The 26,626-nt window shown below is 35.5% G+C and carries 32 protein-coding genes and 2 pseudogenes; 26 read left to right on the plus strand and 8 right to left on the minus strand.

All coding sequences use genetic code 11. From position 1 onward, the window contains the following. Positions 1-232 precede the first annotated feature (232 nt). Entirely contained in the window at positions 233-433 is a 201-nt protein-coding gene (locus GMB29_RS27985) for a hypothetical protein (protein ID WP_196305237.1), read from the plus strand. 54 nt (positions 434-487) lie between these two features. Here the strand turns inward: GMB29_RS27985 and GMB29_RS08370 are convergent, their stop codons facing one another. Continuing rightward, a complete protein-coding gene (locus tag GMB29_RS08370; protein ID WP_136351731.1) occupies positions 488-808 on the minus strand; it encodes a winged helix-turn-helix transcriptional regulator in 321 nt (106 codons plus the stop codon). A gap of 445 nt (positions 809-1,253) precedes the next feature. Between GMB29_RS08370 and GMB29_RS08375 the strand changes: the two genes are divergently transcribed. The 8 genes and pseudogenes from GMB29_RS08375 (at position 1,254) to GMB29_RS08410 (ending at position 6,570) form a co-directional block, all read left to right on the plus strand. Further along, a complete protein-coding gene (locus tag GMB29_RS08375) occupies positions 1,254-1,676 on the plus strand; it encodes a DoxX family protein (protein WP_136351730.1) in 423 nt (140 codons plus the stop codon). Between the two features lie 138 nt (positions 1,677-1,814). Next, positions 1,815-2,414 carry a nitroreductase family protein gene (locus GMB29_RS08380; protein WP_136351729.1) on the plus strand — a complete coding sequence of 200 codons (600 nt, stop codon included), beginning with the start codon at positions 1,815-1,817 and terminating at the stop codon, positions 2,412-2,414. A 121-nt stretch (positions 2,415-2,535) separates the two neighbouring features. Then, on the plus strand, positions 2,536-2,931 hold the full coding sequence (spxA, locus tag GMB29_RS08385) for a transcriptional regulator SpxA (protein ID WP_136351728.1): 396 nt from the start codon (positions 2,536-2,538) through the stop codon (positions 2,929-2,931). A 269-nt stretch (positions 2,932-3,200) separates the two neighbouring features. Further along, a pseudogene (locus GMB29_RS08390) lies at positions 3,201-3,819 on the plus strand (nitroreductase family protein). Between the two features lie 71 nt (positions 3,820-3,890). After that, complete coding sequence (locus tag GMB29_RS08395; protein ID WP_155443854.1) at positions 3,891-4,139, plus strand: VOC family protein; 249 nt, start codon at positions 3,891-3,893, stop codon at positions 4,137-4,139. Between the two features lie 86 nt (positions 4,140-4,225). Next, positions 4,226-4,582 (plus strand): VOC family protein, encoded by a 357-nt coding sequence (locus tag GMB29_RS08400; protein WP_136351726.1) that lies wholly within the window; start codon positions 4,226-4,228, stop codon positions 4,580-4,582. A 3-nt stretch (positions 4,583-4,585) separates the two neighbouring features. Further along, positions 4,586-5,194 (plus strand): alpha/beta hydrolase, encoded by a 609-nt coding sequence (locus tag GMB29_RS08405; RefSeq protein ID WP_136351725.1) that lies wholly within the window; start codon positions 4,586-4,588, stop codon positions 5,192-5,194. Between the two features lie 179 nt (positions 5,195-5,373). Beyond that, positions 5,374-6,570: an MFS transporter gene (locus GMB29_RS08410; protein WP_136351724.1), complete on the plus strand. Its 1,197-nt coding sequence runs from the start codon at positions 5,374-5,376 to the stop codon at positions 6,568-6,570. Positions 6,571-6,625: 55 nt separating this feature from the next. Here GMB29_RS08410 and GMB29_RS08415 read toward each other — a convergent pair whose 3' ends face one another. After that, entirely contained in the window at positions 6,626-7,561 is a 936-nt protein-coding gene (locus GMB29_RS08415; RefSeq protein ID WP_136351723.1) for a 3'-5' exonuclease, read from the minus strand. Positions 7,562-7,862: 301 nt separating this feature from the next. Here GMB29_RS08415 and GMB29_RS08420 point away from each other — a divergent pair, with 301 nt between their 5' ends. From GMB29_RS08420 to GMB29_RS08450, 7 genes are all read left to right on the plus strand, one after another. Continuing rightward, positions 7,863-8,645 carry a sugar phosphate isomerase/epimerase family protein gene (locus GMB29_RS08420; protein WP_136351722.1) on the plus strand — a complete coding sequence of 261 codons (783 nt, stop codon included), beginning with the start codon at positions 7,863-7,865 and terminating at the stop codon, positions 8,643-8,645. After that, positions 8,633-9,592, plus strand: coding sequence for a sugar kinase (locus GMB29_RS08425; protein WP_136351721.1), 960 nt, complete (start codon positions 8,633-8,635; stop codon positions 9,590-9,592). The genes GMB29_RS08420 and GMB29_RS08425 overlap by 13 nt, the downstream gene beginning before the upstream one ends. Before the next feature lies 1 nt (position 9,593). Further along, positions 9,594-10,874, plus strand: a complete 1,281-nt coding sequence (locus tag GMB29_RS08430) for an MFS transporter (RefSeq protein WP_136351720.1) — start codon at positions 9,594-9,596, stop codon at positions 10,872-10,874. Between the two features lie 203 nt (positions 10,875-11,077). Next, entirely contained in the window at positions 11,078-12,088 is a 1,011-nt protein-coding gene (locus tag GMB29_RS08435) for a LacI family DNA-binding transcriptional regulator (RefSeq protein WP_136351719.1), read from the plus strand. Positions 12,089-12,291: 203 nt separating this feature from the next. Beyond that, entirely contained in the window at positions 12,292-12,942 is a 651-nt protein-coding gene (hxlA, locus tag GMB29_RS08440; RefSeq protein WP_136351718.1) for a 3-hexulose-6-phosphate synthase, read from the plus strand. Beyond that, positions 12,926-13,474: a 6-phospho-3-hexuloisomerase gene (hxlB, locus tag GMB29_RS08445; RefSeq protein WP_136351717.1), complete on the plus strand. Its 549-nt coding sequence runs from the start codon at positions 12,926-12,928 to the stop codon at positions 13,472-13,474. The genes hxlA and hxlB overlap by 17 nt, the downstream gene beginning before the upstream one ends. A 102-nt stretch (positions 13,475-13,576) precedes the next feature. Next, positions 13,577-14,245 carry a bifunctional 4-hydroxy-2-oxoglutarate aldolase/2-dehydro-3-deoxy-phosphogluconate aldolase gene (locus GMB29_RS08450; protein ID WP_136351716.1) on the plus strand — a complete coding sequence of 223 codons (669 nt, stop codon included), beginning with the start codon at positions 13,577-13,579 and terminating at the stop codon, positions 14,243-14,245. Here GMB29_RS08450 and GMB29_RS08455 read toward each other — a convergent pair. Next, positions 14,239-14,517, minus strand: a complete 279-nt coding sequence (locus GMB29_RS08455; protein ID WP_136351715.1) for a hypothetical protein — start codon at positions 14,515-14,517, stop codon at positions 14,239-14,241. The two genes, GMB29_RS08450 and GMB29_RS08455, sit on opposite strands and share 7 nt — an antisense overlap. A 547-nt stretch (positions 14,518-15,064) precedes the next feature. Further along, a complete protein-coding gene (locus GMB29_RS08460; RefSeq protein ID WP_155443855.1) occupies positions 15,065-15,220 on the minus strand; it encodes a hypothetical protein in 156 nt (51 codons plus the stop codon). 86 nt (positions 15,221-15,306) lie between these two features. On the opposite strand from GMB29_RS08460, the gene GMB29_RS08465 reads away from it, so the two are divergent. The 3 genes from GMB29_RS08465 (at position 15,307) to corA (ending at position 17,570) form a co-directional block, all read left to right on the plus strand. Further along, positions 15,307-16,269, plus strand: a complete 963-nt coding sequence (locus GMB29_RS08465; protein ID WP_136351714.1) for a LacI family DNA-binding transcriptional regulator — start codon at positions 15,307-15,309, stop codon at positions 16,267-16,269. Between the two features lie 71 nt (positions 16,270-16,340). Next, a complete protein-coding gene (locus GMB29_RS08470) occupies positions 16,341-16,481 on the plus strand; it encodes a hypothetical protein (protein ID WP_155443856.1) in 141 nt (46 codons plus the stop codon). A gap of 138 nt (positions 16,482-16,619) precedes the next feature. Further along, positions 16,620-17,570, plus strand: coding sequence for a magnesium/cobalt transporter CorA (corA, locus tag GMB29_RS08475; protein ID WP_227551606.1), 951 nt, complete (start codon positions 16,620-16,622; stop codon positions 17,568-17,570). Positions 17,571-17,591: 21 nt separating this feature from the next. Here the strand turns inward: corA and GMB29_RS08480 are convergent, their stop codons facing one another. After that, the gene (locus GMB29_RS08480; protein WP_136351712.1) at positions 17,592-18,530 is read right to left on the minus strand and encodes an HD-GYP domain-containing protein; all 939 of its coding nucleotides are present in this window, start codon (positions 18,528-18,530) and stop codon (positions 17,592-17,594) included. 186 nt (positions 18,531-18,716) lie between these two features. Here GMB29_RS08480 and GMB29_RS08485 point away from each other — a divergent pair, with 186 nt between their 5' ends. The 3 genes from GMB29_RS08485 to GMB29_RS08495 all read left to right on the plus strand — a co-directional run bounded on the left by GMB29_RS08485 (position 18,717) and on the right by GMB29_RS08495 (position 20,230). Continuing rightward, positions 18,717-18,953: a hypothetical protein gene (locus tag GMB29_RS08485; RefSeq protein ID WP_136351711.1), complete on the plus strand. Its 237-nt coding sequence runs from the start codon at positions 18,717-18,719 to the stop codon at positions 18,951-18,953. Between the two features lie 93 nt (positions 18,954-19,046). Then, positions 19,047-19,223, plus strand: a complete 177-nt coding sequence (locus tag GMB29_RS08490) for a hypothetical protein (protein WP_155443857.1) — start codon at positions 19,047-19,049, stop codon at positions 19,221-19,223. Between the two features lie 110 nt (positions 19,224-19,333). Next, on the plus strand, positions 19,334-20,230 hold the full coding sequence (locus GMB29_RS08495; RefSeq protein ID WP_196305238.1) for a GGDEF domain-containing protein: 897 nt from the start codon (positions 19,334-19,336) through the stop codon (positions 20,228-20,230). A gap of 53 nt (positions 20,231-20,283) precedes the next feature. Here GMB29_RS08495 and GMB29_RS08500 read toward each other — a convergent pair whose 3' ends face one another. Together GMB29_RS08500 and GMB29_RS08505 are read right to left on the minus strand one after the other, a co-directional pair. Then, on the minus strand, positions 20,284-20,661 hold the full coding sequence (locus GMB29_RS08500; protein WP_136351709.1) for a hypothetical protein: 378 nt from the start codon (positions 20,659-20,661) through the stop codon (positions 20,284-20,286). Positions 20,662-20,684: 23 nt separating this feature from the next. Next, positions 20,685-20,948: a DUF1292 domain-containing protein gene (locus GMB29_RS08505; protein ID WP_227551608.1), complete on the minus strand. Its 264-nt coding sequence runs from the start codon at positions 20,946-20,948 to the stop codon at positions 20,685-20,687. Between the two features lie 207 nt (positions 20,949-21,155). Here GMB29_RS08505 and GMB29_RS08510 point away from each other — a divergent pair. Next, positions 21,156-22,011: pseudogene (locus tag GMB29_RS08510) on the plus strand (manganese catalase family protein). Between the two features lie 57 nt (positions 22,012-22,068). On the opposite strand, the gene GMB29_RS08515 reads toward GMB29_RS08510, so the two are convergent. Next, the gene (locus GMB29_RS08515) at positions 22,069-23,007 is read right to left on the minus strand and encodes a magnesium transporter CorA family protein (protein WP_136351707.1); all 939 of its coding nucleotides are present in this window, start codon (positions 23,005-23,007) and stop codon (positions 22,069-22,071) included. Positions 23,008-23,984: 977 nt separating this feature from the next. On the opposite strand from GMB29_RS08515, the gene GMB29_RS08520 reads away from it, so the two are divergent. From GMB29_RS08520 to GMB29_RS08530, 3 genes are all read left to right on the plus strand, one after another. After that, entirely contained in the window at positions 23,985-24,329 is a 345-nt protein-coding gene (locus GMB29_RS08520; protein ID WP_136351705.1) for a DUF485 domain-containing protein, read from the plus strand. Beyond that, complete coding sequence (locus tag GMB29_RS08525) at positions 24,326-25,852, plus strand: solute symporter family protein (protein WP_136351704.1); 1,527 nt, start codon at positions 24,326-24,328, stop codon at positions 25,850-25,852. The genes GMB29_RS08520 and GMB29_RS08525 overlap by 4 nt, the downstream gene beginning before the upstream one ends. A 289-nt stretch (positions 25,853-26,141) precedes the next feature. Beyond that, positions 26,142-26,576 (plus strand): MarR family winged helix-turn-helix transcriptional regulator, encoded by a 435-nt coding sequence (locus GMB29_RS08530; protein ID WP_196305260.1) that lies wholly within the window; start codon positions 26,142-26,144, stop codon positions 26,574-26,576. The last annotated feature ends 50 nt before the right edge of the window (positions 26,577-26,626 follow it).

The raw sequence follows: 26,626 nt of genomic DNA on the forward strand, positions 1-26,626 counted from the left end.
CTGTTTTTATGGATATTGGGAATATTGGATTTAATCAGTATTATAATGAATGAGGTGACCATATCTTGACTATAGATATTAAACTGTAAGTAGCTCTATTACTAGTATCACCGATCTTACTCTTATTTATTGATGTAAATTGGATTTCAGATAAAATTTCCTAGTAGAAAATTATACAATAAGTTTTAGAGGTTAGTCAGAAGTAATGGCTATAAGTTAAGAGGGGTTTAAGATGCCCTACGTAACTTTTTTAGGTTATGGAACATTTGAAGTAGGTATTAATATTAAATTGGCACTAGCAGATATCGGTGTAAATATTCTTTATCGTTGTGGAGGAAAAGCAAGATGTTTGGTCTCAGGTATTCGCCAAATATATTTTTCGGTATATCATTTGGAACCTACGCTAGATTTTTTTAGAAGGAAATATAATTGAGTCTCGCTTACATCAGTAGGGATAAAATTACTCCTCACTGATATAAGTCAGACTTTATAACCATTTTTCAGCCCATACTTCTACTGCTTCTAATGCTCTTCCTAATTCATGTCCCTTTTTGGTTAAGGAGTACTCAGTTCTAACAGGACGGTCTGTAATAACGTTTCTAAGAACAATTCCACATTCCTCAAGTTCTTTCATCCGTTCATTTAACATTCTCTTGCTTAAATCTGGAATAAATGTTTGAATTTCGCTAAACCTTTTAGGACCTTCCATTAATGCGTGAATAATTAGACCCATCCATTTTTTTCCTAGTATATGGTAAGATTGTTCTATTTTTTCACAAACTTTATCTTGGTGAATTGTCTCACTCATGAACTTTTTCCCCCCTTCTATTTTAAATGTTAACTGTATTTTAAGAGTTTACCTGGTGATTTTTTGTATTTAATACATTATATCATAGAAACCCTTGAAAATAAAGGGAAGAAAGCAAGATACAAGCAGGATCACGGAGTTAAATAAGTGATAAAAAATAACCTGCTAAAAAGTTACTCTAAATGGAGTAATACATAATTTGTAAATGAAATTGATTTTAATCAGGACTTTATCCTCAGAAAAGAAATTTCCGGTAATGGAAACATTAATGATTACCCGTTGACATAAAGTAACCGATAATATTAACATATTCTTAGTTCGAGATATTTAAATTAGAGATAAAAGGATGTGGTTCGAAATAGCAGGAAAATGTATTTTGATTGAATTCACTTTACAAGAGGGGGTTTATCCTTTAATAAAAAATACCAGGAGGGTATAAAAGAACATGATAAATAAAAATGAAGTTGGAGCACTTATATTACGTTTGACATTAGGACTTTTGTTTTTCATACACGGTTTAGTAAAGTTTCAAGACGGAATCGGAAATACTGTTGGTTGGTTTAATTCAATCGGTATTCCAGGATTTTTGGGGTATGTTGTTCCATTTGTTGAGCTAGTTGGCGGTATTGCGTTAATAATTGGTATTGGAACTAGACTTGTATCAACTTTCATTGCAATTATCATGATTGGTGCTATTTTTAAAGTGAAATTAGCTATTGGTTTACTAGGTAATGGTCAAATGGCAGGTTACGAATTAGATTTAGCCTTCTTGGCTATAGCAATATATCTAGCGATTAATGGCAGTAAGTTATTATCTACTTATCAAATATTCCTTAATAAAGATAGATATTCTAATAAGACTGCTTAAATTCTTTACACAAATGTGTTTAGGAATAATGAAATCGAGGTAGAGGTACAGTTCAGATGAAATTAACTGGTTGGGCAGATGCAAAAACAAGCTTTATGCATTCAAAATAAAAATGAAAAATAGTAGGAGGAGTAAGTAATGACTAAAGATTTTTACGCTGCACTTAAAGAAAGACGTTCTTATTATGGAATAAATAAAGATATAAAAGTTTCTGATGAAAGGATCAAAGAAATTGTAGAATTTGCTGTGAAATATACTCCATCTGCTTTTAACTCTCAAACTGCACGTCTTGTTATATTATCAGGTGCTTCTCATGATAAATTATGGGATCTTACGACTGAAACCTTAAGAAAAGTTGTTGGAGATGGTAATTTTGAAGGCACTCAACAAAAAATGGATTCCTTTAAAGCTGGTTATGGAACTGTTTTATTCTTTGAAGATGAAGTAGTAATAAAATCACTTCAAGAACAATTCGCTCAATATGCTGACAATTTCCCAATCTGGTCCAACCAAGCATCAGGAATGCACCAATTAGTTGTATGGACAGCATTAGAAGCAGAGGGGTTAGGAGCATCGTTACAACACTATAATCCTCTAATTGATGATGAAGTGAAAGAAGAGTGGAACATCCCAAGAAACTGGAAATTGATTGCACAAATGCCATTTGGTAATCCAACAGCACCTGTTGTTGAAAAAGAATTCCTACCGCTTGAGGATCGTGTTAAATTTTTCAAATAAGCCAATTGATGTAACGAAATAATTGGATATATCCTATGGGGCTGACTGAATAGCCCCTTTACTATAGATTTATATCGGTTAGAGAACTAAGATTCTTTATATAAGGGGTGTAATCATTAAAATGGTACACTTATATACATCAAAAAGTTGTACGTCTTGTCGTAAAGCAAAAGATTGGCTAGAAGAACACAATATTACCTTTATTGAAAAAAACATTTTATCTGAACCACTTACGATAGAGGAAATAAAAAATATTCTTCGCATGACAGAATCCGGGACAGAAGAGATTATTTCAACTAAATCGAAATCTGTCCAAGAATTAAATGTAGATCTTGAAACGATTCGACTTCAAGAACTATATAAACTAATAAAGAATTCACCAGGATTACTCAAAAGACCAATTATTGTAGATGAAAAAAGATTACAAGTTGGGTTTAATGAGGATGAAATTCGCAGATTTCTTCCACGGAGGGTACGTACAAATCAGCAATTGTACCTTCAAAGAATGACTAATTAATTCAGTAACACCGTTCTTAATTCCCGATCTCATTAAAGAATAGAAGTGTCACTAAGTCGTGAATTTGAAGATGTTGACATATGAGAGGTAATATCATATACTTTATCTCGAATTAAAAATATATCAAATAGAGATAATGAGTTAATAGAAATGAACAAAAGGATTAATGATATTGTATTTTTTTAGCTATATATCTCGATATCGAGATTTTAAATGAGATTACTAATAATTTGTACCGTTATAAATACTTCACTCTAGGGGAAAGAACAATGTCCACATTCGAAACACTAATAAAAGAACGTCGCTCAGCAAACAATTTTCTGCCTGATCAACCCATTTCTATAAAGGAATTAAATGAACTATTTGAGCTTGTTAAATTGGGACCATCAGCTTTTAACTTACAGCATACAAAATATGTTGTGGTAATGGATCCGGCATCAAGGAAAAAGTAAGAATAGCTGCAAGCGGACAATATAAGGTATCGAGTGCTTCTGCCGTTATTTTAGTATTAGGTGATAAACATGCTTTTCACAATGCCGGTCGAATTTACGAAGGTCTAAAAATGTTAGGAATGATCAATAAACAGGAATATGATTTTATGGTTGAAGACACCGTTTCATTATATAAAAGCAGAGGAGAAGTCTTTCAGCGGGATGAAGCCATTCGAAATGCGTCATTATCTGCAATATTATTTATGATTGCTGCTAAAGATAAGGGATGGGATACATGTCCAATGATTGGTTCGATCCGCATGAAATCAAGAGAACCTTGAATATTGAAGAACAATATGAACCTGTCTTAATGATTACTCTTGGAAAGGAAAAGGTACAAAGAAGAAAACCAAGAGGTTACCGAAAGCCAGTAAGTGAGTTTGTAAGTTATATATAATTGCTTTCTTCCCTTGGCCTGATGCTTATCAAGGCAGAATTGGTGATAGTCAAGTTGGTGTAACTTCCTATGTGGTGCCAAAGTGTGCACTGTTATTTTGGGAAAACAGATTAGAGACGTTTAAGATCAAATATGCGAAAATGGAGAGATTTGGTGAGCATTATTTGCAATTTGATGTTCCGCACGGACTTCATTTAGAGATGGTGGAAAGAGATGAAGGGGAACAAAATACATGGAAGTTTAGCGGTATTACATCTGATGTAGCTATTAGGGGATTTGCGGAGCTATCCTTATTCCTGCTCAGCCATTCAAAACAGTAGAAGTATAGGAACATGTTCTTGGATTTGAATGTTTAGAACAACAAAATGAGTTCATAAGTTTTCAATTAAAAGGGTAACTTGGTAATATGATTGATATCAAACTTTCTACATCTATGCCCGGGTTAGCGGGAGCTGGAACTGTTCACCATATTGCTTGGAGAGTAGAAAACAATCAAGTGCGGAAAGTGTTAAGAGACGATCTTTTGAAAAATGAGTATTATCCAACTGAGATTTTGGATAGGAACTATTTTAAAGCACTCTATTTCCATGAACCAGGTGGAATTCTTTTTGAAGTAGCAACAGATGACCCAGGATTTACAGTTGATGAGAAAGAATCAGAATTAGGAAAGACGTTAATGTTACCGAATTGGTTGGAATCAAAGCGAGAAGAGCTTGAAGACCAGCTTCAACAAGTAACTGTACGTCCGATGGAGGGAGAATAAAAAATGAAACATATTTTTCAAAAAGGAAATGATCCTACAAAACCGGTTTTGCTTGTCCTGCACGGTACAGGGGGAAATGAATTAGACATGCTGCCGATTGCAGGCAGAATTGATGCGGATGCATCTGTACTAAGTGTTCGAGGAAATGTCCTTGAAAATGGCATGCCTCGTTTCTTTCGCAGATTAGCAGAAGGTGTTTTTGATGAAGAAGATCTCATCTTCCGAACAAAAGAATTACATGATTTTTTAGATGAAGCGGCAGAGAAGTATCAGTTTGATCGGGATAATATCGTAGCGATTGGCTATTCAAATGGAGCAAATATTGCAGGAAGTTTATTATTTCACTATGAAAATGCGTTAAAAGGTGCTATTTTACATCATCCAATGGTTCCAAGAAGAGGCGTCGAATTACCGAACTTAGAAGGAAAATCGATCTTTATAGGCGCTGGGTCAAATGATCCGATGTGCTCACCTGAGGAATCTACTGAACTTCAATCACTATTAGAGAGTGCGAATGCAAACGTTCATTTGCATTGGGAAAATTGGGGGCATCAGCTAACAGTTAGTGAACTTGAAGCGGCGAAAAAATGGTATGAAGAAACGATAAAATAAGGACATTGTTGTCTGAGGGTCAGTTCCTCAATTTTGAGGGCTGATCTTTTTTAAATACAATTAATTGACAATTCTAACAAATAGCGCGTAATGTTTATATGTAGTATAGAAATAATTGGATACCTTTTTAGTAAATAAAAATATAGGCTTACAAAATGGAGAAATTGAGGAATATCATAATGAATCAATCAAAATTATGGACAAAAGACTTCATCATTCTTTCTGCCGCTAGTTTTTTTATTGCGTTAACTTTTTATTTATTAATGACATCGCTTACCGTTTATGCGATCGAACAATTCAACGCATCTACTAGCATGGCAGGTCTTGCTTCAAGTATTTTCATTATTGGTGCGTTAGTTTTTAGGGTTTTTGCAGGTAAATATATTGAATTCATCGGACGCAATAAAATGTATTACGGTGGTTTGCTGTTATTTATGATTGCCTCAATCCTATATTTTATAGTAGATAATATGAGCATGCTTTTATTCGTTCGTTTTCTACATGGTGCCGCATTCGGACTTTCAGCAACAGCTATGTCAGTCGCTGTTATGGATATAATACCAAATGAACGTCGCGGCGAAGGAACGAGTTATTATTCGATGAGTATCGTGCTCGCAACAGCAGTCGGCCCCTTCTTAGGACTTTTTATAAGCCAGCATGCGAGCTTTACAATGATCTTTGTTGTCTGTCTGCTTTTTTCTGTGATTAGTATAGTTATTTCATTATTTGCCCATATACCTGAAGCGAAATTAGCAAAAGCTCAGCTTGATGAGATGAAAGGCTTTCAAGTAACAGACTTTTTTGAAAAAAGAGCGTTGCCTATTTCGGCGATAATTGGAATCATTGCTTTTTGTTACTCAAGTATTTTGTCATTCCTTTCCGCATATGCAACTGAAATCGAATTAACAGAGGCAGCGAGCTACTTTTATATTGTCTATGCAGTTTTCATTTTAATATCAAGACCTTTTACTGGGAGGTTATTAGATAAAAGAGGGGATAATGTTGTCATCTATCCAGCCATCCTGCTGTTAGGGATTGGATTTATTATTTTTAGTGGAGCACATCATCATTTTACGATTCTTCTAGCTGGTGCGCTTATTGCACTTGGATTTGGTACATTGCAGTCATGCTGTCAAGCGATTGCTGTAAATGAAGCACTCCCTCATCGAATTGGTCTTGCTATCTCAACTTATTTTATTTTCATGGATGCAGGCATGGGGATCGGTCCATTTCTTTTGGGATTTATTATCCCGGTTTTTGGTTTTCGAGGAATGTACACAGCATTAGCATTGATCGTCTTTGTTTGTATCTTTTTATATTATGTTTTACATGGAAAAAAGAAATCAATGAATAAAGAATATTCTCAAGCAAGTTGAAAAAGGTGACTCATTATGATCGTATGTGGTGAGTCACCTTATTTAAACTGAACGTTTATTTTGAAGTAATCACATGTAATGGTCGCAGTAAATATTCGTTTAAGATCATGATTTTAGAACGATATGAAACATGTTCCTCATATGATTGAAGCAGCTCATGATAAAATGTCGATAGCAGCTCGGCATGTCTTACGTTCTCGTCTGTAAATATTCCCGAACGATTCATGATGACATTTTCATATTTTACTACGATTCTATTGATTGGTTTAAATAATTTTTTTACATCTCTTAAACGGTAAACATCGCGAATTTGATTTACTAGTAAATTGATATCAAATTTGATGTGAGCGGCTAGTATTTGATTTAGATGCTCCTTCTCAAAAGAAGTTAACTCATCTTCAAGAATAAACTGCTTTAACATAATAAGATCTGATTGAACCGGTTCATGTAAAAACTGCAAATAAATGCGTAACGTATTATAAGCATCATACATTGGATGATGTTTTTCTCCGCTAAATTCCAGTCCATATAAAGCAAGTGCATCTTCAACAGAAACATTGTTATTTGCAACTCGTTTCTTAAAAACAGCTTGAAAATCTATATAACGTTTTTCAATCTTCGTAATCGTACGAAGCGGGATCTCATGTTTCTCTGCATCGATTTTAAGTCTAGTCAAATCACTAGGTGACCAAGAGAAATACTGTGATTTTTTTATCCCGCCAACCCACGCTAGAAATTCTTCAAAAACAGTCGCAAAATCATTTGCACCAACTAAATCTTGATCATCAATTCCTGTTAATGCTTTACAAAAATCTGATAAGGGTTCCTGATTTTCAGGGCGAATATATCGGTCAAAATAGGTGATGCTCTCTGTTTCAAGATCATACTTAACTGCACCTAATCGAATGGCTTCCATCATATCGTAAGCCATACCATTGTCAGAACAAAGCATTTCAAAATCAAAAAAGATCATTTGTTTAATGTCAGCCATCCAATCACCCCTTCCCAACAGGTAATTATATGTGGAATTGCTTAAAATGGGAAGGATCCAATTAATGTAAAATTAGAATCCTTACGATGATTTCAGTTCTTTAAGAATTAAGACAGCCCTATTTATTTCATATACAAGTGAAATAGCTAGAGGGACAAGCGTAAAACATAGTAATATATAAGCATTTTATAAGTTTCATACAAATTTTTAAAAAAGTCTTGAAAAGCGCTTACATTTGTTTTATAGTGTTTATAAACCGATTTACTAAACCGATTTATAAAAACGCAGCGAGGTTTTATTCATGAAAAATATTATTGTTCCTTTAAATGCTTTTAATAGAAATGAAGTGTTAGAGAAAGGGCAAGAGGCGTTTGTGGAAATGATTGCCCTTGCCGGAGCGTACGGCATTGAAATTCGCCGAGAATTGTTTTTAAATCATCATCAGTCATTAGAAGAGCTAAAAACAGAGATTGATAAATATCAATTATTTACTGTATTTTCAGCTCCAGTGGAAGCATGGAATAGTGCTAGTGAGTTGAACAAAGAAGATCTTTTACGTACGTTTAATGAAGCGAAAAGACTTGGTGCTCCATGGGTAAAAGTGTCTTTAGGACATTATCACCGTGATCGATCAGACCTTGCCGAGTTAAAAGAACTTCTGTCCCAGCACAGTCACATCCAGTTGTTTATTGAAAACGACCAAACAATGTATGGCGGACATGTAGACTCTTTGAAGAGATTTTTTGAAAGCGCTCATCAGCTTGAAGTGCCTGTCATGATGACATTTGACAGCGGAAATTGGTATTATACGAAGCAGCTTGTCCCACATGCGCTTGAACAGCTTGCACCATATGTCGGTTATCTCCATCTCAAGCATGTGGAAAAACATGGTCAGGTGCTTGTCACACTGCCGCTTCCAAGCGAGCAAGACACAGAGTGGAGAAGAATTGTAAAAGAATTTCCACGCAATGTAAAAAAAGCAATCGAGTTTCCAATTGATCCTATTACTAAAATCGCACATTATATTGAAATGGTCGAAGAAAAAGAGAGAATGGAAGGCGGGGGAATCCTATGGAACAACTAGATGTTATTACCTTCGGGGAAGCGATGGCAATGTTTATGGCAAATGAACAAGGCCCATTGCATGAAGTGAATCAGTACACACGCAGCCTGGCAGGTGCAGAAACAAATGTAGCCATTGGTCTTGCCCGATTAGGGTTCAGCTCAGGCTGGGCAAGCAAAGTTGGCAATGATTCGTTCGGAAAATACATTATTCAAAGATTGAAAGAAGAAAACGTTCATATCGGTCATGTTTTAGTGGATGGAAACTATCCCACAGGGTTTCAAGTGAAATCAAAAGTAGTTGTAGGTGATCCAGAGGTACAATATTTTCGAAAAGGATCTGCAGCAAGTCAGATGGATGTTTCTGATTTAAAAGAAGACTATTTTTTACAAGCCCGACACATGCATATAACTGGAATTCCACTAGCATTATCAGATCAAATGAGAGAATTCGCACAATATGCTCTCGAGCTGATGAATAAGAATAATCGCACGGTTTCATTTGATCCAAATTTACGTCCAACATTATGGAAGTCAAAACGAGAAATGATTAATAAAATAAACGAAATCGCGTATAAATCAGATACTTTACTACCGGGTTTAGCAGAAGGAGAAATTTTAACAGGATTCAGCGATCCTCAGGATATTGCCTCCTTTTATTTAGATAAAGGTGTTAAACTAGTCATTATTAAGCTTGGTGAAGAAGGTGCTTTCTATAAAACAGCAGCTGAAGAAGGATTTGTTAAAGGATTTCCAGTTGAAAACGTCATTGATACAGTCGGTGCTGGAGATGGATTTGCCGTAGGTGTCCTCAGTGGCTTAGTAGAAGGTCATTCCGTTGAAAAGGCAGTCATGAGAGGGAATGCGATTGGTGCATTAGCTGTCCAATCACCAGGTGATCATGATGGCTATCCAACTAGAAAGCAATTAGAAGTATATATGAAACAACAATTAGAAGGAGTGAAGTAACATGCAAAATACGTTGGCAAAACAAAGATGGCTTCGTTTAATTCCAGTTGTATTTATTACATATAGTCTTGCTTATTTAGATCGTGCAAACTATGGCTTTGGTGCTGCAGCAGGTATGGCTCAAGATTTACAAATTACACCTGCAATCTCATCTTTACTAGGATCCTTGTTTTTCCTTGGTTATTTCTTTTTCCAAATACCTGGAGCACATTACGCAGAAAATAAAAGTGCAAAAAAACTTGTGTTTTGGTCATTAATCTTATGGGGCGGACTTGCGACTGCTACTGGACTCGTCAGCCATGTCGGGTGGTTATTTGTTATCAGATTTGCTCTTGGTGTTGTTGAAAGCGCTGTTATGCCGGCGATGCTTGTCTTCCTGAGTCACTGGTTTACAAAAGCTGAGCGCTCACGTGCCAATACATTTTTAATTCTTGGTAATCCAGCAACCGTTTTATGGATGTCGATTCTTTCAGGTTATTTATTAGAAGCATATGGTTGGAGATGGATGTTTATCATCGAAGGTCTGCCAGCAGTAATTTGGGCATTTATTTGGTGGAAAATCGTAAATGATAATCCAAAAGATGCAAAGTGGCTTTCAGATCGTGAAAAAGCATTGTTACAAGAAGAGCTTGATAAAGAACAGCAAGGCTTAGCACCAGTTAAAAACTATGCAGAGGCATTTAAATCAAAACCAGTTATCTTACTTTGTGCACAATATGCGCTATGGAGTGTTGGTGTATACGGTTTTGTTATGTGGCTTCCTTCGATTATTAATGCGGCACCAAATATGGATATTGTCAAAACAGGCTGGTTATCCTCTGTACCTTATATTTTATCGATCGTTCTAATGTTAACAGTTTCATTCTTCTCTGATAAATTGCAAAATCGAAATGCATTTGTTTGGCCGTTTTTATTAATAGGTGCTCTAGCATTCTATGGATCCTATTTAATCGGAACAAGTAATTTTTGGCTATCATTTACTTTATTAGTTATTGCAGGCGGAGCAATGTATGCACCATATGGACCATTCTTTGCGATCATTCCAGAAATTCTTCCACGTAATGTTGCAGGAGGAGCGATGGCATTGATTAACAGCATGGGTGCATTAGGATCATTTGCAGGGTCTTATGTTGTTGGCTATTTAAATGGCGCTACAGGCGGATTTGGCGCATCATATATTTTCATGGCAGGATCCCTATTATTATCAGCCATCTTTACAATTTGGGCAGTAAAAGCTGCTAAAAAACAACGTAGCACAAACGATAAGAAGGCGATTGCATAAGTTTTAGCCCCTTAATCTCTGATTAAGGGGTTTTTTATAGAAACAGATAAAGCGATTATACATATAGTGTTTGATGATTCTTGACAGCCATCTCAGTTGCCACAGACATAACGTAAGAAGGTTCCAGTCAATTTTAATAACTGGCTAAAAGATAAAATAACAGCTAAAATAAAAGAAATGATTATACAAAAGAGGACGGTTTGATGGCAACAATTACAATGGCGGATGTCGCCAAAAAAGCAGGAGTATCAAAAAGTACAGTATCACAATTTTTAAATAAGCGCTATGAATATATGAGTGAGGAAACAAGAGAGCGAATTGATGCTGCTATTAATGAGCTTGGCTATCAGCCTAATCATATTGCAAGAAGCTTAAAACAAAAGCGAACAGCAATGGTAGGGATTATTGTCTCAAATATTATGCATCGTCATTCAACTGAAATTTCCCGTTCACTTGAGGACTTTTTTAACCAGCATGATATGAATGCCATTATCTGCAATGCCGATAATGATCAAGAAAAAGAACGAAAGTATATTGAAATGCTGCGAGCAAAGCAAGTGGATGGCTTGATCATTTTTCCAACCGGTCAAAATGTTGAGCTCTACCAATCGATGGTCAAATCAGGTTATCCAGTTGTTTTTATGGACAGGAAAGTGACGGATATTTCCGTTCCTTCTGTCATTGTAAATAATCGTGAAGCAACGAAGAATGCAGTGAATCATCTTATTGAAAATGGACATCAAAAAATAGCGATTGTAACTGAGCTATTGACGATTTCAACACGTCTTGAGCGTAGACTTGGATATATGGATGCGTTACAAGAAAGCAATCTGCCAATTTTAGATGAATATATGATAAGCAGTGACATACCAGCAATGGCAGCACAGCTTAAAAACCTATTTTCTGTGAAAGAGCCGCCAACTGCCCTTGTAGCTGGTAATGACCTCGTTTTTTTAGAAGTGTTAAAATTTGCAAAAGCAAATCATATTAAAATAGGGGAAAGAGTAGGTCTTATTGTTTTTGACAATATTCCCTTTGCAGATCTAGTCAGTCCATCGGTTACAACCATTAGCCAGCCTTCACATGAAATGGGGCAAAAAGCAGCTGAGCTTCTGTTAAAACAAATAAACAAAGAAGATGTAAAGAAGGAAGATACAGTGTTTGAGTGTGAGTTGTTTATTAGGGAATCAACACAGAGTCGTTTTCAGTACTAATTTAACATGAAAAAAAGCAGTTTGATTATATCCAAATCAAACTGCTTTTTTTACGTTTATAGCCACGATATTGAGTTAGAAGTTTAATAATTATGTGACAACGTGACAAAGAAGGATATTGTAAAGTGCTTTCATTTCCATTATAATAAATTCATAAATCGGTTTAGTAAAAAAGGAAACTTAATAGAATAGAGGATTTAAAGATGAATATTCAACTGGCTTTAGACCGTTTTTCTGTAGAAGAAGCAATTAGAATTGCAAAAAACGCTGAGGATTTCGTTGATTGGATTGAAGTTGGAACTTCGCTCATAAAAGAATACGGTGTGGAAAGTGTACGGAAGATCAAAAATGCCTTTCCTAATAAAGTCATCGTCGCAGATTGTAAAACGATCGATAACGCTTATTACGAATTTGACATGTGTTTTCAAGCAGGAGCTGACATTGCAACTGTGATGGGGGTATCACCTGCAGCAACAATTAAAGCGTGTATAGAAACAGCAAATACATTTAATAAAAAAGTGATGATTGATTTATTAAACACAACAGAAGAACAGAAAAAAGAGTTATTTCAATACAAAGAAGCGATTTTCTGTGATCATGTTAGCAAAGACGAGCAAGAGATGACAGGAAAGAAAAACATCCTAACAAAACAAGCTGATGATCCTTTATTACAGTTTGCGGTTGCCGGAGGGATCAGTCTTGATACGATTGAACATTTCAAGGATCGAATGCCATCTGTCGTCATTATCGGATCAGCCATTACAAAAGCTGTAGATCAACGTATTGCAGCCGAACAATTTAAAAAGATTATTTTGCAATGGAACGAGGAGAATCAATATGAAAACAACAGATAAAATCATTTCTGAAATACAAGCAGTCTTACTGCAGATCGAAGAACAAAGCCTTGAAAACGTCGCATCAGTATTAATGAAGGCAAAAAGGATCTTTGTTATCGGAGAGGGCCGCTCAGGTTTTATGGGGAAATCATTTGCGATGCGCTTAATGCATTTAGGTGCAAACGTTTATTCTGTAGGTGAGACAATTACCCCTGCTATTGCGGAAGGTGATGTGTTAATCGCAGTGTCTGGGTCTGGAAAAACAAAGAGTGTTGTGTGGACGGCAGAAAAAGCAAAAGAACTGAACTGTCATGTCATTGCGGTAACAACAAACATAGATTCACCGCTTGCAAATGTTGCAGTACATGTTCTTCATATACCCGCTGCGACAAAATACAGAGTTGACGGTGAAACACAATCCGTACAGCCGCTTGGATCATTATTTGATCAATCTGTCCACATTGCTTTTGACAGCATTTGTTTACTTTATTCAGGATTAAAGGAATTTGGACATCAAGAGGCATTCAGCAGACACAGTAATTTGGAATAGCCTGAAGAAGCTTACATGAAGTAAGCTTCCTTCACAAAAAAGAAAGCGCTATCTATATCAGTGGATAGAAAACCATTTTTTAATAGAGAAGGAGAATCAAGGATGTCTAACAATTTGCAATTTCTTCAAAAGGAAAAAATCGTTGCAATTATTAGGGGAATTTCATATGAAAACAGCCATGAAACAGCACAAGCCTTGTTAGATGGCGGGATAAAACTTCTAGAGGTCACATTAAATACAGACCGGGCATTTAACATGATCGCGGATCTTAAGGAATCATATGATGACAAGCTTTGTATTGGAGCAGGGACGGTCATGAATATACAGATGGCTAAGGATGCGATTGCTGCTGGTGCAGAATATTTAGTCTCACCAAATTTAGATGAAGCAGTCATTGATTATGGTATCGCACATGGTGTGGATGTATGGCCTGGGACATTTACTCCAACTGAAATCGTTCGCGCGTACCAAGCTGGTGCTACAGCCGTAAAAGTATTCCCAATCGATTCATTAGGTGTGAATTATGTGAAAAATGTTCGGGGACCAATTAATCATATCCCAATGATGGTTACTGGCGGTGTCGATATCAATAACATCAACGACTATTTATCTGCAGGTGCAATTGCTGTAGGTTTAGGAGGAAATCTTGTCAATAAACAATTCATACATGACAAGAGATTTACTGAAATCACAGAGCTGGCAAAACAGTTTGTCCAAAAGGTACAGGAGGGGAAAGCTGTTACAACCGTTCCCTCCCATGCAAATTATTGATATTTTTTCATCATAGCTTGAATCAAGTCGATATTGTTATCGATGAAATTCAATCTTTCACGAGAAATAACAGACCATTCTGAGTTTTGATCCATTGCGGCAAATAAGTGTGTAAAATTAAATGTGTATCTTTTATAAAGCTCTGAAATAACAAAGCTGATTCGATTGTTATCTTTTGAATCTTTGATGATATTTTCTATGTCAGCAAAAAGCCATTCTGGGGCGTTCTCTAAAGCTTTGGTTACTAAAAGTTCATATTCTTCATTTGTCATCATTCTCTTCTCCTTTAAAAATAGTTTTGTTTTCCGATCATCGGGCGATGTGACTCCACCTATTTGAGGAAGCAGAGGTAGGGAAATTTATAGAATTTATTATCTATAGTAAACCACTAATTGCTCTAATTTAAACTTATTTAGTTGGTAGAAGCGATAATATCTGATGTTGAGCATTTCATTATTAAGTAAAAATTTTAATAATAATTAGATATAAACAAGTTTACCAATATTCCGCGAATCAAGCAAAATTTAAGGCTGTTTTCGCAAACTTTGTTGCTTATACCAAGTAGTGCGGTGTGGTTGATTGCAGCGAGAGGATGCTTGCTTTTTAGCGGGGCGGGCGGTTAGCTTCCTCAGCGTAAACACCTGCATGAATCTCGCAATCTGCTCCAAACAACCTTAAATAGTTTTTTTAAAAAACAACAATCTCTTAGAAAAGAGCCAAATTTAAAGATAACTCTCATTATGGTATGCTCTAGTTAAATAGACAAAATGAAAAGCAGTTCATTCGTTTGAACTGCTTTTTTAACATATCCTGTTTTATTCACGAATCTTCATATACATCGAATAAATAATCATATACATCTTTTGGCTTATTTGAAGCTTGCTTTTTTGGAAAAATAACAATAGCTTTTGAAGCAGAAAAAAGAATGGAAGCACACATAAAAAGCAAGCAAATGATTCCATATACATTTATCATTTCGCATTCCTCCTTTATAGATTAAGCTTAAAATATGGAACGCGTTTCATAGCAAGAAAAAGTTTTTAATTAGTTGAGGTGATATCATGGCAAATATTAAAGATATTGCTAAGATGGCTGGTGTATCTGTTACAACTGTTTCAAGAGTTCTCAATAATCACCCGTATGTAAGTGCGGATAAGAAAGAGGCTGTTAGAAAAGCAATTGAGCTTTGTAAGTATCAGCCAAATATAAATGCCGTTCATTTGAGCATCGGCAAAACTTACCTGATTGGTGTTGTGATTCCTTTTTCAAATCATCCTTATTTTGGCTTGTTGCTCGAGGGGATTGCTAATGAAGCTTTAAAAAGCAACTACAAATTAGTCCTCTTCCAAACGAATTATGAGGAATTGAGAGAGGCAGAAGCATTAGCAATGTTAAAGGATAAGCAAATTGATGCGTTAATTATTTGTTCACGCATTTGTGAATGGGATATGATTGACGAGTATTTATCTTATGGACGAATCATTTTATGTGAAGATGTGCGAGGGGAAAATGTTTCAGCCACATTTATCGATCATTATAAAACGTTTACGAAAGCGTTAACCTATTTATATGATAAAGGCCATAAAAAAATCGGTTATTGTATCGGCAGACAAACAGGAACAAATAGTAAACAAAGAGAATTAGCTTATCATGATTTTATGGAAAAATGGGATCTGCCATTTGAGCCAGCTTATATTTTTGATGAATGTTTACATGTTGAAGACGGGGATCGAGTCGTCCAACAAGTAAAAAAGATGAGCGATCCACCCTCAGCCCTGCTAGTAACGAGCGACCAAGTAGCAGCGGGGATCGTTACTTGCTGTAAGGTGAATAACATAAGCATACCTGAGGAACTAGCCATAATGGGCTTTGATAATCAGCCGATTGCAAAAATGATGAACATTACAACATTGGAAATTCCTTTAGTGGAAATGGGAAAAAACTTATTCCGCCAAGCAGTTGAAAAGGCAGACATTTCTCAAAAAGAGATTTTCGTCGAATTAATTGAACGTGATACAGTATAAGGATACTTTTGAAAAGAAAGAATTTGTAGTGAATTCTATGTCATCCGTTATTCACTTAAAAGAGATAAAAAATGGCTTTTTTCGTAAATGTAGCAAGTAACAAATTCGAACAGCTGTTGATTGTTGTGGATATGCAGACTCCTGAGACCGCCCGCGGAAAGCGAGTACCTGCAACGGAAATCAACCCAAGTTATTCGTGTAAACATAATTGAAAAGCAAAAAGTATGTGAAAATTGCCTAAAAAATAAGGGTGGTTTAGTAGAAACGCAAAAATGGGTAGAAAAAGAGAAACGATCTTAAAACTTCTTCATGTGCTTTTTGCAAACAAATACGATTTTAGGAGTAAAATTGTGATTAATTGTATAGCCGTAAAAAAGAACTTAGAGTTACAAATAGATTGCCCCTTAGATGAATTAATGGGGGAGGATATAAAATGGTATTGGATTGACTTTAATCAGCCGACAGAAGAGGAAATTTTGGAGCTTGACCGCACTTTGCATTTTCATCCGCTAGCGATTGAAGATTGTATACATAAGCTGCAAAGGCCAAAATTGGATTACTATGATGAGTATAGTTTCTTTGTCACACACAGCTTAGAAGAAATGAACTATGAAAAAGAGGAAATTAATTTCTTTTTAGGAGAAAACTATATCGTGTCATTTCACCATCAAAAATCAAAAGAAGTATATGATGTTTGGCAGCGGTTAAAAGCGTCAAAAAAGGTAAATAAGTGGGATCAGAATCTTGTACTTTATCATATCATCGATAAGCTTGTTGATAACTATTTTCCGCTCGTCTATCGTTTAGAAGAAATATTAGATAAACTTGAAAACAATACAAATAAAATGTCAATGGAGCAATTACTTGATGAGTTATTTGACACGAGGCATCACTTATTAAAACTGAGGCACACTGTTACACCGATGAGAGATTTGGTTTATCGAATGTTAAATTCTCATCGATTAAGAGGGATTAAACAAAGGCAGGAGTATTTTGCAGATATTTATGATCATTTACTAAAACTGACGGAAATGATTGATGCGAATCGTGAAATTACGAATGATATCCGTGATAGTTATCTTTCCTTAAACTCACATCAAACAAACCGAATTATGAAAGTCCTTACCGTGATTACGACCATCTTCATGCCGCTCACCTTTATTGCCGGTGTGTATGGTATGAATTTTGAACATATGCCTGAATTAACATGGAAATATGGCTATTTTGTGATTCTCTTTATTATGCTGAACATTGGGATTTGGATGTTCATTTGGTTTAGGAATAAGGGCTGGTTTGATTAATCGTTATATCCATGTGTGCTGTTATTGTTTCAAGTTGAACACATGGATATTACGTTTACCTTCTGCTTCATCCTCAAATAAACTTAAAAAGACATCAACAATTTCTGGATCAAATTGAGTTCCTTTGTTTTTCTTAATTTCGTTAAGCGTAAAGGCTAAATCAAGCTCTTCTCGATAGACGCGCCTTGAAATCATTGCATCAAATGTATCTGCTACAGAAATGATTCGGGCAACTAAAGGAATCTCCTCGCCTTTTAAACCTGCTGGATACCCTTTTCCATCATATCTTTCATGATGATATAACACGATGTCTAATACACCATTCCGATGAAAGCTTGTAACATGCTTGATGATTTCATATCCAATCGTCGGATGTGTTGTTATCACATTATATTCATCTTCCGTTAATTTTCCAGGCTTAGTCAAAATATGTTCTGGTACTCCAATTTTACCGATATCGTGCAAAAGACCGCCAATACGAATGATCGAACATTCTTCTTTAGATAAATTCAATTTTTCAGCTATTTTCACCCCATATTTTGCGACATTTTCAGAATGGTGCAATGTATAAGTATCTCTGGAATCTAACGCATTTGCCAGAGCTGTCGTTAATTCCAAATTATCATCTTTTACTTTCTGAACATTTAGCATAAATCCAGCAGAAATAAAGGTTATTAAAAGGTAGCTAATGAGGTAAATCATAAATGTAACGAGTAGGTTATCTTCCTGATCTCGTATAAGGAAAAATCGGCATGATACAACGAATACGGTAAATAAGATTAAATACCAAGCAGGTTTATTATAAAAACCAATCCCTAAGAATATGACAGAAATGATATAAAGGATAAAAAAATTGCTGTGATTTTGTAATACAACACTATTTAAGATGAAACTAAAAATTAACAGGATGAAAAAGCCGTACCGAAAATATTCATGATGATTAAACCACTTTGTAAACATAATACCTCCATTTAAAAGTTATTTTTCCCCGAATATTATTTTTTAACGATCATTTTTGTATTCGACGATTTACGAGCTAAATGGGAAAGATAATAAAAAGTTGGTTATGATTGTTTATCATCTAGAGACATGGTATATTTGTAGATCATTCTGACAATTTATATGTCATTTTTGCGGTGAAAAGATATGATGAAACCCATTCGATTAAGTATTCAATTTTTAATATTAATGCTATTGGTTTTAGCGATGGTTGGTACATTTGTTGGAAGTATTGTTTCTAGTATAGTGGTAAGTAAAAATAATCTTGAGAACAACTATTTAGTCGAAAATCAATACTATCTAGAAAAATTAGCACATGCGATAGATGATCTCTTCGAGAATATGTTTCATCATCTAACTATCGAAAGATTCAAAGACAATTAATACGAAGCTAAACCAAATATTACAATCAAACCAATATTTTAATGCGATCACATTTGTTGATCAAAATGGAAGTATTGTTGTTTAGAAGGAATCGTGCTGGAATCTCCAGGAGTAAAAGTAACTTTATCAGAAAAAGCACCATTCTTATCAGAACCTTATGTAGGGATTCGTAAAAATTTGATCTTACTCATTTTAGTACCAGTTTTTGATAAGGAAGAATATGTCGGGTTTCTTTCTAAACAATTGAATTACATGAAGAAAATATTTTAGATGCCATACTTGGGCAGCATCCAAAGAGCGAAAATGATTCGTATGTATATGTTGTCGACTCCAAAGGATCGATTATTTATCATCCGAATATGGAGCGGATTAACACGAATGTGATCGAAAACAAAGTTGTCCAGGAAGTATTGAAAGGGAATAATGGACATCAGGAAGTTGTAAATTCAAAAGGAAATACAATGTTAGCAGGTTACTCTGCGACAGCAGGAGATAGTAATTGGGGAATCATCTCTCAAACACCGAAAATAAGCGTGAATGAACCAATCATACAGATGGTGAAAAAAGTAAGTTTCACAGCGATCCCATTCATGATCTTTATCTTTCTTATTTCCTTTTTATTGCTGAAGAAAATTGTCAATCCGATTAGGAAACTGGCTGTTTATGCCCAACAAGTGACAGAACAGAAAACAATCCCAACACCACATATACCTGATTGGTATTTTGAGCTAAAAGAATTGAAGCGGGGGATATTTGTAGCTGTTGATTTTTATCAGAAAAAACTAAACGATGTTGAAAATGAAGCGGTCCTTGACCCGTTAACAGGTTTTTATAATCGCCGCACTTTAGAAAGTACAATTAAAAGATTAGACATGTACTCGATTATATTATTTGATATTGACCATTTTAAAAACGTCAACGATAAATACGGCCATCAAAAGGGTGAAGAAGTATTAAAATTTATTTCATCATTAGTAAAAAAGGAATTAAGGGAAACGGAATTGTGTTACCGGTTAGGCGGAGAAGAATTTTTAATTGTTCTGCCAGAAACAAATGGTTCAATTGCTCATTCGATCGCAGAAAGAATAAGAGAAGCAGCGGCAACAACGAAGAGCCCAACAGGAAACCCTATTACGCTCTCGATGGGTATTGGAAATATACCTGAGATCGCTCAAAGCTTTGAAGAATTATTTCATGCTGCTGATCAAGCGTTATATGAAGCAAAACAACTGGACAGAAATCGAGTGAAAGCTGCGAAAACGAATTTGATAAATTAAAAGACCGTCAAATGACGGTCTTTTTAACCTTTAAGATTGGCCGTAACTGTATGTCACTGTTTATATTCTGCATTGTATGAGTTTTCACCAGCATGAACAGACAATAAAGTGTCCGCATACCCGACAAGGCGATTCACAATTTCATCTGATACCGCATAGACAAGGCGGTGTAACTCGCCTTTATGTAGTAACGGATCATCAAAAATGATTGTCGTGTTAATAAAAATATGCTTCGTGTCAAAAAGATTATAATGAATTATCGTTTTTCCAGGTGCACCGCCTGTTACCTGGTCTTTATAGCTTGGCAAAAATACATACCATTCCTCAGCACTAGGTGACCGAAAGTTTTTCGTAAAGGTCATTCCGTTAATCTCATCTTCTATTTGTTTTTTTAAACGTTCATCTATCACATCAATGATCTTATTTTCCATCATAATTCCTACTTTCCACGATCTTAATCAGCTGGATTTGCATCAACCGCAATGGCATATGCATCAAGAACCATGCTTTTTATAAAGGGATCATCGATACCAATTAGATACTGCCCATCTTCTTCGTTTTCAACCTGCATCACGAACGCATTATGCTGATCATGCTCACTTCTTAATAAGGTATATGTTTGCTCTTCCATATTTAATAAAGCCTCAACAGCGAACTTTTTTAACAAACCTGATTCATCTTGGACGATGATATAATCCCTTTCCTGCTCGTTAGTCATCGTTACCACCTCCATTGATTATTATCTCCTGATTGACTTTTTTCATGGCATTTATTAAAAGTTCAAATGATAGGAAAGAATAGAAAAAATTGGTCATGTTTAATGTGATGATAGAGATAAAGCATAAAATCAAAATCATAAACAAATAGTAGAATAGGGGGAATGACAAGTCATCATAAATAATGATACATAGATGAGTTGAGTAAGATATTTTATTATAAGGAAGAATTAATTAATCAAATTGTACCTGACAAACCAGATCCGGCAGCAGCTAAAGTTCTGCAAGAAACACTAGGTGGACACTTTGGTGAAATGAGAACAATGATGCAGTTTTCGTTTCAAAGTGCAAACTTTCGCGGCAAGGCAAAACAGTACCGTGATTTAATTCGCGGGATATTTATTGAGGAAATCAGCCATGTGGAGCTTGTTCAAACAACAATTAATCAGCTGTTAAATGGTGCAGGAGAAGAAGGGGTAGGAGCAGCAGGGGTCGATCAAGCACCATTTAGATGAAGCAATTAAACATGCCAACCCACATCATTTTATTATGGGAGCACAATCTTCATTACCAGTGGATGCAGGCGGTAACCCGTGGACTGGTAATTATGTTTACAGCCATGGAAACTTAGTGGCTGACCTACTCGATAACATTGTCCTTGAATCAACAGGTGTTCTTCAAAAAACACGCATTTATGAAATGAGTTCAAATAAAACATTTCGAGAAACACTCGCTTTCTTAATTGTACGTGATAATGCCCATCAAAACGCTTTTGCAAAAGCATTGGAAACACTTGGCGTTAATTGGGGAAAACTCTTCCCAGTTCCTAATTATGATATTAATAAATATCCTGAATGTAGAAAGTATGAAGAAATGGGCTTCCATAATGCCCAATTTAATTTTAGGCTTGATCAGACTAGAATCGGTGAAATTTTGCAGGGAGAATCCCCAAGCAGAGATAATGGTCAGTTAAGTGTAGTCGATCCACCGGCAGGATTTGTAGTACCTGACTTACCTGAAATGCCAAATGAACATAGCCCTGGGTTAAGTGATTTAAATAATTAATAGATGGAAAGAGCCATTCACACTGTGAATGGCTTGTGTTTATGAAGGCTGAAAATCTTAAAAGAACCTTTTCTTCCAAAAGATAACAGCCGTAATGCTTGATAAAATAAATGAAATAATAATAGCAACAAAAAATGAGTATGGGTAATCCTGGAATGGAATGGAAACGTTCATTCCATAAAAACTTGCAACCATTGTGGGCAAAGACATAATAATCGTAATCGATGTTAAAAATTTCATGACAATATTGACATTATTAGAAATGACAGATGCAAAGGCGTCCATCATACCGCTTAGAATCGATGTATGTGTTTCAGCCATTTCAATTGCCTGCTGATTTTCGATTATGACATCCTCTAACAGCTCCTGATCATCTTCATACATTTTTAAGTAATTAAATTTCAGCATTTTCTGCAGGACAATATTGTTAGACTTCAATGAAGTTGTAAAATACACTAAACTTTTTTCCAGATTCAATAATGAAAAAAGTTCTTTATTTTTCATCGACTGATGTAATTCTTTTTCGATTGAATCGGTCTTTTTACTAATTTGTTTTAAGTACTTAAGATAGGTGGTTGCCATTAAATAAAGGATTTGCAGAGAAAACCTCGTTTTTTTGTTTGTATAAAACTGTTTTACTTTATTTTGTTTAAACAAATGAAAAATAGGATTATCTTTAAGACATACTGTAATGAAACAATTTTTTGCGACAATCATGCCTAAAGGAATCGTATCATAAATTGGAAAGCCCTTTTCATCCATTGACATTAAAGGAATATTAACGATGATGAGGATATTGTCATCATCTTTTTCAATCCGGGACCGTTCCTCTTCATCTAGTGGGTCTTTTAAGAAGTCCAAAGGAATTTGTACTTTATTTGCTAATTCATTAATTTCTTGTTCTGTTGGTGCGACAAGATTCACCCAACAGCCATTCGTAATTTCGCTTTGTTGTTGTAGTGCTCCATGTTGATCAGTTAAATAAATTTCTAACAATGTTAAAACCTCCTCATTATGGTGAGGAAGTCAATAATGGCCCCTAATAAAAAAACGGAAATGAACTAACCGGCATCATTTTGCATGTAAACTAAGTTTCGAAAAAATATATGTTCAAACACTTTTTTAAAATATGATGGCAAGTTAAACGGGTTCCGTCCTCATTCCTTCATACAATAAGAGTTGAATGTTTATCCCGTATTATCGGGCAGTAAAACCAGCCTGGAACTTTGAGTCATTCAAAGAAGCAAAGTGAGGGATAATTGCTCGTAAAAATCCGAGCATTCTAGGTTTATCAGTATTCAACCTATGGAGGATTGGTTCGTTAATGACTTCCTCGCTTTTCGATCCGGGTTCCGGTTCGTTGCAACTTCGACTGCTCAAAAAACTCAACTCCTATACTTTAATAAATTCAATACCTTTCATATCATACTCTGTGTGATCTGCCTTGTAAACTTGGTTTTTATCTTTTTCTCAATCTTTTGGAGAATGCAATTAGTTTCCGATATAACCAAGTTTTATCCTTTACACGTTGATCAACACGTTATTTGTGATTTTTAGTTATTTTTTCTTCATAAGACCTATGATCGTAAAAATAAGTTCTGATGAAACTGCATGTATAGTTAATGTTTATGTCAAAATGATTCTTACCATTGTTTTTTCTATTTGTTTTGGTCTGGGAATAAAATTCTTAATGAACAGGAGATTTAAAGAAGAAAAAGATATAGTAATAGAAAAGAAGAATTTTATTTTCAGTCTTGTTTTTGTTTTCATTCTTTCTATTTCTATTCTTTTTCTAACATAAAAAGAAGGGCGATAAGGGCTGGCATATGCTAGCCCTTTCCTTATGGAAAAAGAAAGGTACCGAGTATCTCCCGGCCTTTTGACATTATTGTGAATAATAGAATGCTTATCCTAATATAATCTTTTAGAACCTGATTATCATTCTGAAAAAATAATTAAAAGGAGGAAAGCAAATGGAAAAAGAGATAGGGCAACAGGGGGAAAAGTCTGTTGACTTTGAAAAGGTTGCTGCAAGTCAAGAGTTTCAACAGTTACTAAAAGCAAAGAAAAGATTTCTAATCCCACTCACGATATTCTTCTTAGTTTTTTATTTTATGTTACCAGTTCTAACTTCCTATACGACAATACTAAATACACCAGCGATAGGCTCAATTACCTGGACATGGGTTTATGCGTTTGCCCAATTTATTATGACATGGGTCCTTTGCATTCTTTATGTGAAAAAAGCAGGAACATTTGATCATATGGCTAAACAAATCATTGAAAATCATGAGGAGGAGGGAGAACAGGGCTTATGAGTGTGACAGCATTAATTTTATTTGTTCTAATTGTTGGTATGACACTTGTCATTACGTATTGGGCGGCCAAACGAACAAAAACAGCTAGTGAGTTTTATACAGCAGGTGGCGGGTTAACAGGCTGGCAAAATGGACTTGCCATTGCTGGTGATTATTTATCAGCCGCATCCTTTCTTGGGATAGCCGGTGCAATTGCACTTAGTGGCTTCGATGGATTTTTCTACTCTATCGGCTATTTAGTTGCCTATCTTGTCGTGCTTTATATTGTGGCAGAGCCGCTAAGAAATCTAGGAAAATATACAATTGCAGATATGATAAATGCTAGATTTGACCAAAAAAAGGTACGTGGTGTTGCTGCATTAAGCACGCTAACGATTGTGATCTTTTATATGATTGCCCAGCTAGTCGGTGCAGGTGCACTTATTCAGCTTTTACTTGGAATTGATTATTGGGTTGCCGTTTTACTAGTAGGTGTCATGATGACAACTTACGTCATATTTGGCGGGATGACAGCAACAAGCTGGGTGCAAATCACAAAAGCCGTTCTGTTGATGCTTGGAACCGTGATCATTTCATTTTTAGTTCTATTAAAGTTTAACTTTAATGTTTTTACAATGTTTGATGAAATGAAAACATTAACACCGTTAGGAGAGGATTATTTAAATCCTGGGGTAAAATACAAAAATCCAATTGATACGATCTCAATGATGGCTGCACTTGTCCTTGGTACAGCTGGACTACCACATATATTAATGCGTTTCTTTACTGTAAAAGATGCAAAAACGGCAAGAAGCTCGGTTGTAACAGCAACATGGGTAGTAGGGATTTTCTATATTTTAACGATTTTTCTTGGCTTCGGGGCAGCTGCGTTTGTCGGCTCAGAAGAAATTATCAGTGCGAATGCTGCCGGAAATATGGCTGCACCACTTTTAGCAAAAGCATTAGGTGGAGATTTTCTCATGTCATTTGTTTCAGCAGTTGCATTTGCTACAATACTCGCCGTCGTAGCAGGTCTTGTTTTATCAGGTGCATCAGCGTTTGCCCATGACATTTATGGTCAAATTATTAAGAAGGGGAAGATGACGGAAAAACAACAAATGCTAGCTGCCCGTTATGCATCAATCGGTGTCGCTGTCCTTTCAATCATCCTTGCCCTGTTTGCCCAGAAAATGAATGTAGCATTCCTTGTTTCCCTAGCATTCTGCGTCGCAGCAAGTGCGAATTTACCAGTTATTATTTTTACAATCTACTGGAAAAAGTTTAATACAGCAGGTGCAATGGCAGGAATGTTAACAGGCTTGATCACAGCTTTAGTGCTTGTTGCTATTAGCCCAAGTGTCCTCAATCCTGAGCCTGGAGCAGCAATACTTGTCGGAAATCCAATTTTCCCACTCACAAATCCGGCTATCGTCTCTATACCAGCAGGTTTCCTAGCTGCTTATATCGGAACAGTTGTATCCAGCAAGAGAGATGAGAAAAAGTATGCAGAGGTTGCTGTGAAAGCTAATACAGGAGTAAAATAAGTGATTTAGTTGATGAGATAGACATCCAAAATTTATTTTTTGGATGTCTTTTTACTGATAGGCAAAAACGATAGTCTCATTTGACAAAATGGGTTTTTTTCCGGTAAAAGAGTCGAACAAATAGCAGTTTTGGCAATCTAAATGTAAATGCAATGACGGTCGATAGTAACTATTAATAATAGCTATTTCTGCCCCAATTTGACTAGAAAAATATTTACTTGGTATTATTAGAAGTGAATAATCTAATATCATATCTATTTGAGATATGGATATTGTATAGATGGCAGGGATGGTATCAATGCAAAATAATCAAATGATCACGAATTGGTTATCATTTACGAATATACAAACGAAGATCACGAATGAATTAGAAAGCATTCTTCAAGAGAATCATCAAATATCCTTAAAAGAGTTTTATGTCCTTTTATTTTTATCTGAAGCACCCGAAAAAAAACTAAAATTGCAACAGCTTCAGAATATGGTTGGGTTGAGTCAAAGTGCCATGTCAAGACTTGTCAGCCGTTTTGAAGAAAAGGACTGCGGAGCTTTAAAAAGACATATTTGCATAGACGATCGAAGAGCTATTTACACTTCTTTAACAGCTGAAGGAGAGGAAAAGCTAAAAAAGGCGTCCGTGACACTCAATGCAGCCCTTGAAAAGACTTTTTCTAAAGGAACAGTTCAACAGGAATTAGAACAATTCATTCATAAATTTCACCCATGATGGAATATCCTTCCCCAATTCACGATTAGCGGGTTAAGGATATTCCATCT

The sequence above is a fragment of the Metabacillus sediminilitoris genome (assembly GCF_009720625.1).
GTDB classification, from domain to species: Bacteria; Bacillota; Bacilli; order Bacillales; family Bacillaceae; genus Metabacillus; species Metabacillus sediminilitoris.

Excerpts from the sequence above, each read along its gene's own strand:
- GMB29_RS27985 (WP_196305237.1), top strand. The coding sequence starts at position 233 with ATGCCCTACGTAACTTTTTTAGGTTATGGAACATTTGAAGTAGGTATT.
- GMB29_RS08370 (WP_136351731.1), bottom strand. The coding sequence starts at position 808 with ATGAGTGAGACAATTCACCAAGATAAAGTTTGTGAAAAAATAGAACAA.
- GMB29_RS08375 (WP_136351730.1), top strand. The coding sequence starts at position 1,254 with ATGATAAATAAAAATGAAGTTGGAGCACTTATATTACGTTTGACATTA.
- GMB29_RS08380 (WP_136351729.1), top strand. The coding sequence starts at position 1,815 with ATGACTAAAGATTTTTACGCTGCACTTAAAGAAAGACGTTCTTATTAT.
- spxA (WP_136351728.1), top strand. The coding sequence starts at position 2,536 with ATGGTACACTTATATACATCAAAAAGTTGTACGTCTTGTCGTAAAGCA.
- GMB29_RS08400 (WP_136351726.1), top strand. The coding sequence starts at position 4,226 with ATGATTGATATCAAACTTTCTACATCTATGCCCGGGTTAGCGGGAGCT.
- GMB29_RS08405 (WP_136351725.1), top strand. The coding sequence starts at position 4,586 with ATGAAACATATTTTTCAAAAAGGAAATGATCCTACAAAACCGGTTTTG.
- GMB29_RS08410 (WP_136351724.1), top strand. The coding sequence starts at position 5,374 with ATGAATCAATCAAAATTATGGACAAAAGACTTCATCATTCTTTCTGCC.
- GMB29_RS08415 (WP_136351723.1), bottom strand. The coding sequence starts at position 7,561 with ATGGCTGACATTAAACAAATGATCTTTTTTGATTTTGAAATGCTTTGT.
- GMB29_RS08420 (WP_136351722.1), top strand. The coding sequence starts at position 7,863 with ATGAAAAATATTATTGTTCCTTTAAATGCTTTTAATAGAAATGAAGTG.
- GMB29_RS08425 (WP_136351721.1), top strand. The coding sequence starts at position 8,633 with ATGGAACAACTAGATGTTATTACCTTCGGGGAAGCGATGGCAATGTTT.
- GMB29_RS08430 (WP_136351720.1), top strand. The coding sequence starts at position 9,594 with ATGCAAAATACGTTGGCAAAACAAAGATGGCTTCGTTTAATTCCAGTT.
- GMB29_RS08435 (WP_136351719.1), top strand. The coding sequence starts at position 11,078 with ATGGCAACAATTACAATGGCGGATGTCGCCAAAAAAGCAGGAGTATCA.
- hxlA (WP_136351718.1), top strand. The coding sequence starts at position 12,292 with ATGAATATTCAACTGGCTTTAGACCGTTTTTCTGTAGAAGAAGCAATT.
- hxlB (WP_136351717.1), top strand. The coding sequence starts at position 12,926 with ATGAAAACAACAGATAAAATCATTTCTGAAATACAAGCAGTCTTACTG.
- GMB29_RS08450 (WP_136351716.1), top strand. The coding sequence starts at position 13,577 with ATGTCTAACAATTTGCAATTTCTTCAAAAGGAAAAAATCGTTGCAATT.
- GMB29_RS08455 (WP_136351715.1), bottom strand. The coding sequence starts at position 14,517 with ATGACAAATGAAGAATATGAACTTTTAGTAACCAAAGCTTTAGAGAAC.
- GMB29_RS08460 (WP_155443855.1), bottom strand. The coding sequence starts at position 15,220 with ATGATAAATGTATATGGAATCATTTGCTTGCTTTTTATGTGTGCTTCC.
- GMB29_RS08465 (WP_136351714.1), top strand. The coding sequence starts at position 15,307 with ATGGCAAATATTAAAGATATTGCTAAGATGGCTGGTGTATCTGTTACA.
- GMB29_RS08470 (WP_155443856.1), top strand. The coding sequence starts at position 16,341 with ATGGCTTTTTTCGTAAATGTAGCAAGTAACAAATTCGAACAGCTGTTG.
- GMB29_RS08480 (WP_136351712.1), bottom strand. The coding sequence starts at position 18,530 with ATGTTTACAAAGTGGTTTAATCATCATGAATATTTTCGGTACGGCTTT.
- GMB29_RS08485 (WP_136351711.1), top strand. The coding sequence starts at position 18,717 with ATGATGAAACCCATTCGATTAAGTATTCAATTTTTAATATTAATGCTA.
- GMB29_RS08500 (WP_136351709.1), bottom strand. The coding sequence starts at position 20,661 with ATGGAAAATAAGATCATTGATGTGATAGATGAACGTTTAAAAAAACAA.
- GMB29_RS08505 (WP_227551608.1), bottom strand. The coding sequence starts at position 20,948 with ATGACTAACGAGCAGGAAAGGGATTATATCATCGTCCAAGATGAATCA.
- GMB29_RS08520 (WP_136351705.1), top strand. The coding sequence starts at position 23,985 with ATGGAAAAAGAGATAGGGCAACAGGGGGAAAAGTCTGTTGACTTTGAA.
- GMB29_RS08525 (WP_136351704.1), top strand. The coding sequence starts at position 24,326 with ATGAGTGTGACAGCATTAATTTTATTTGTTCTAATTGTTGGTATGACA.
- GMB29_RS08530 (WP_196305260.1), top strand. The coding sequence starts at position 26,142 with ATGGTATCAATGCAAAATAATCAAATGATCACGAATTGGTTATCATTT.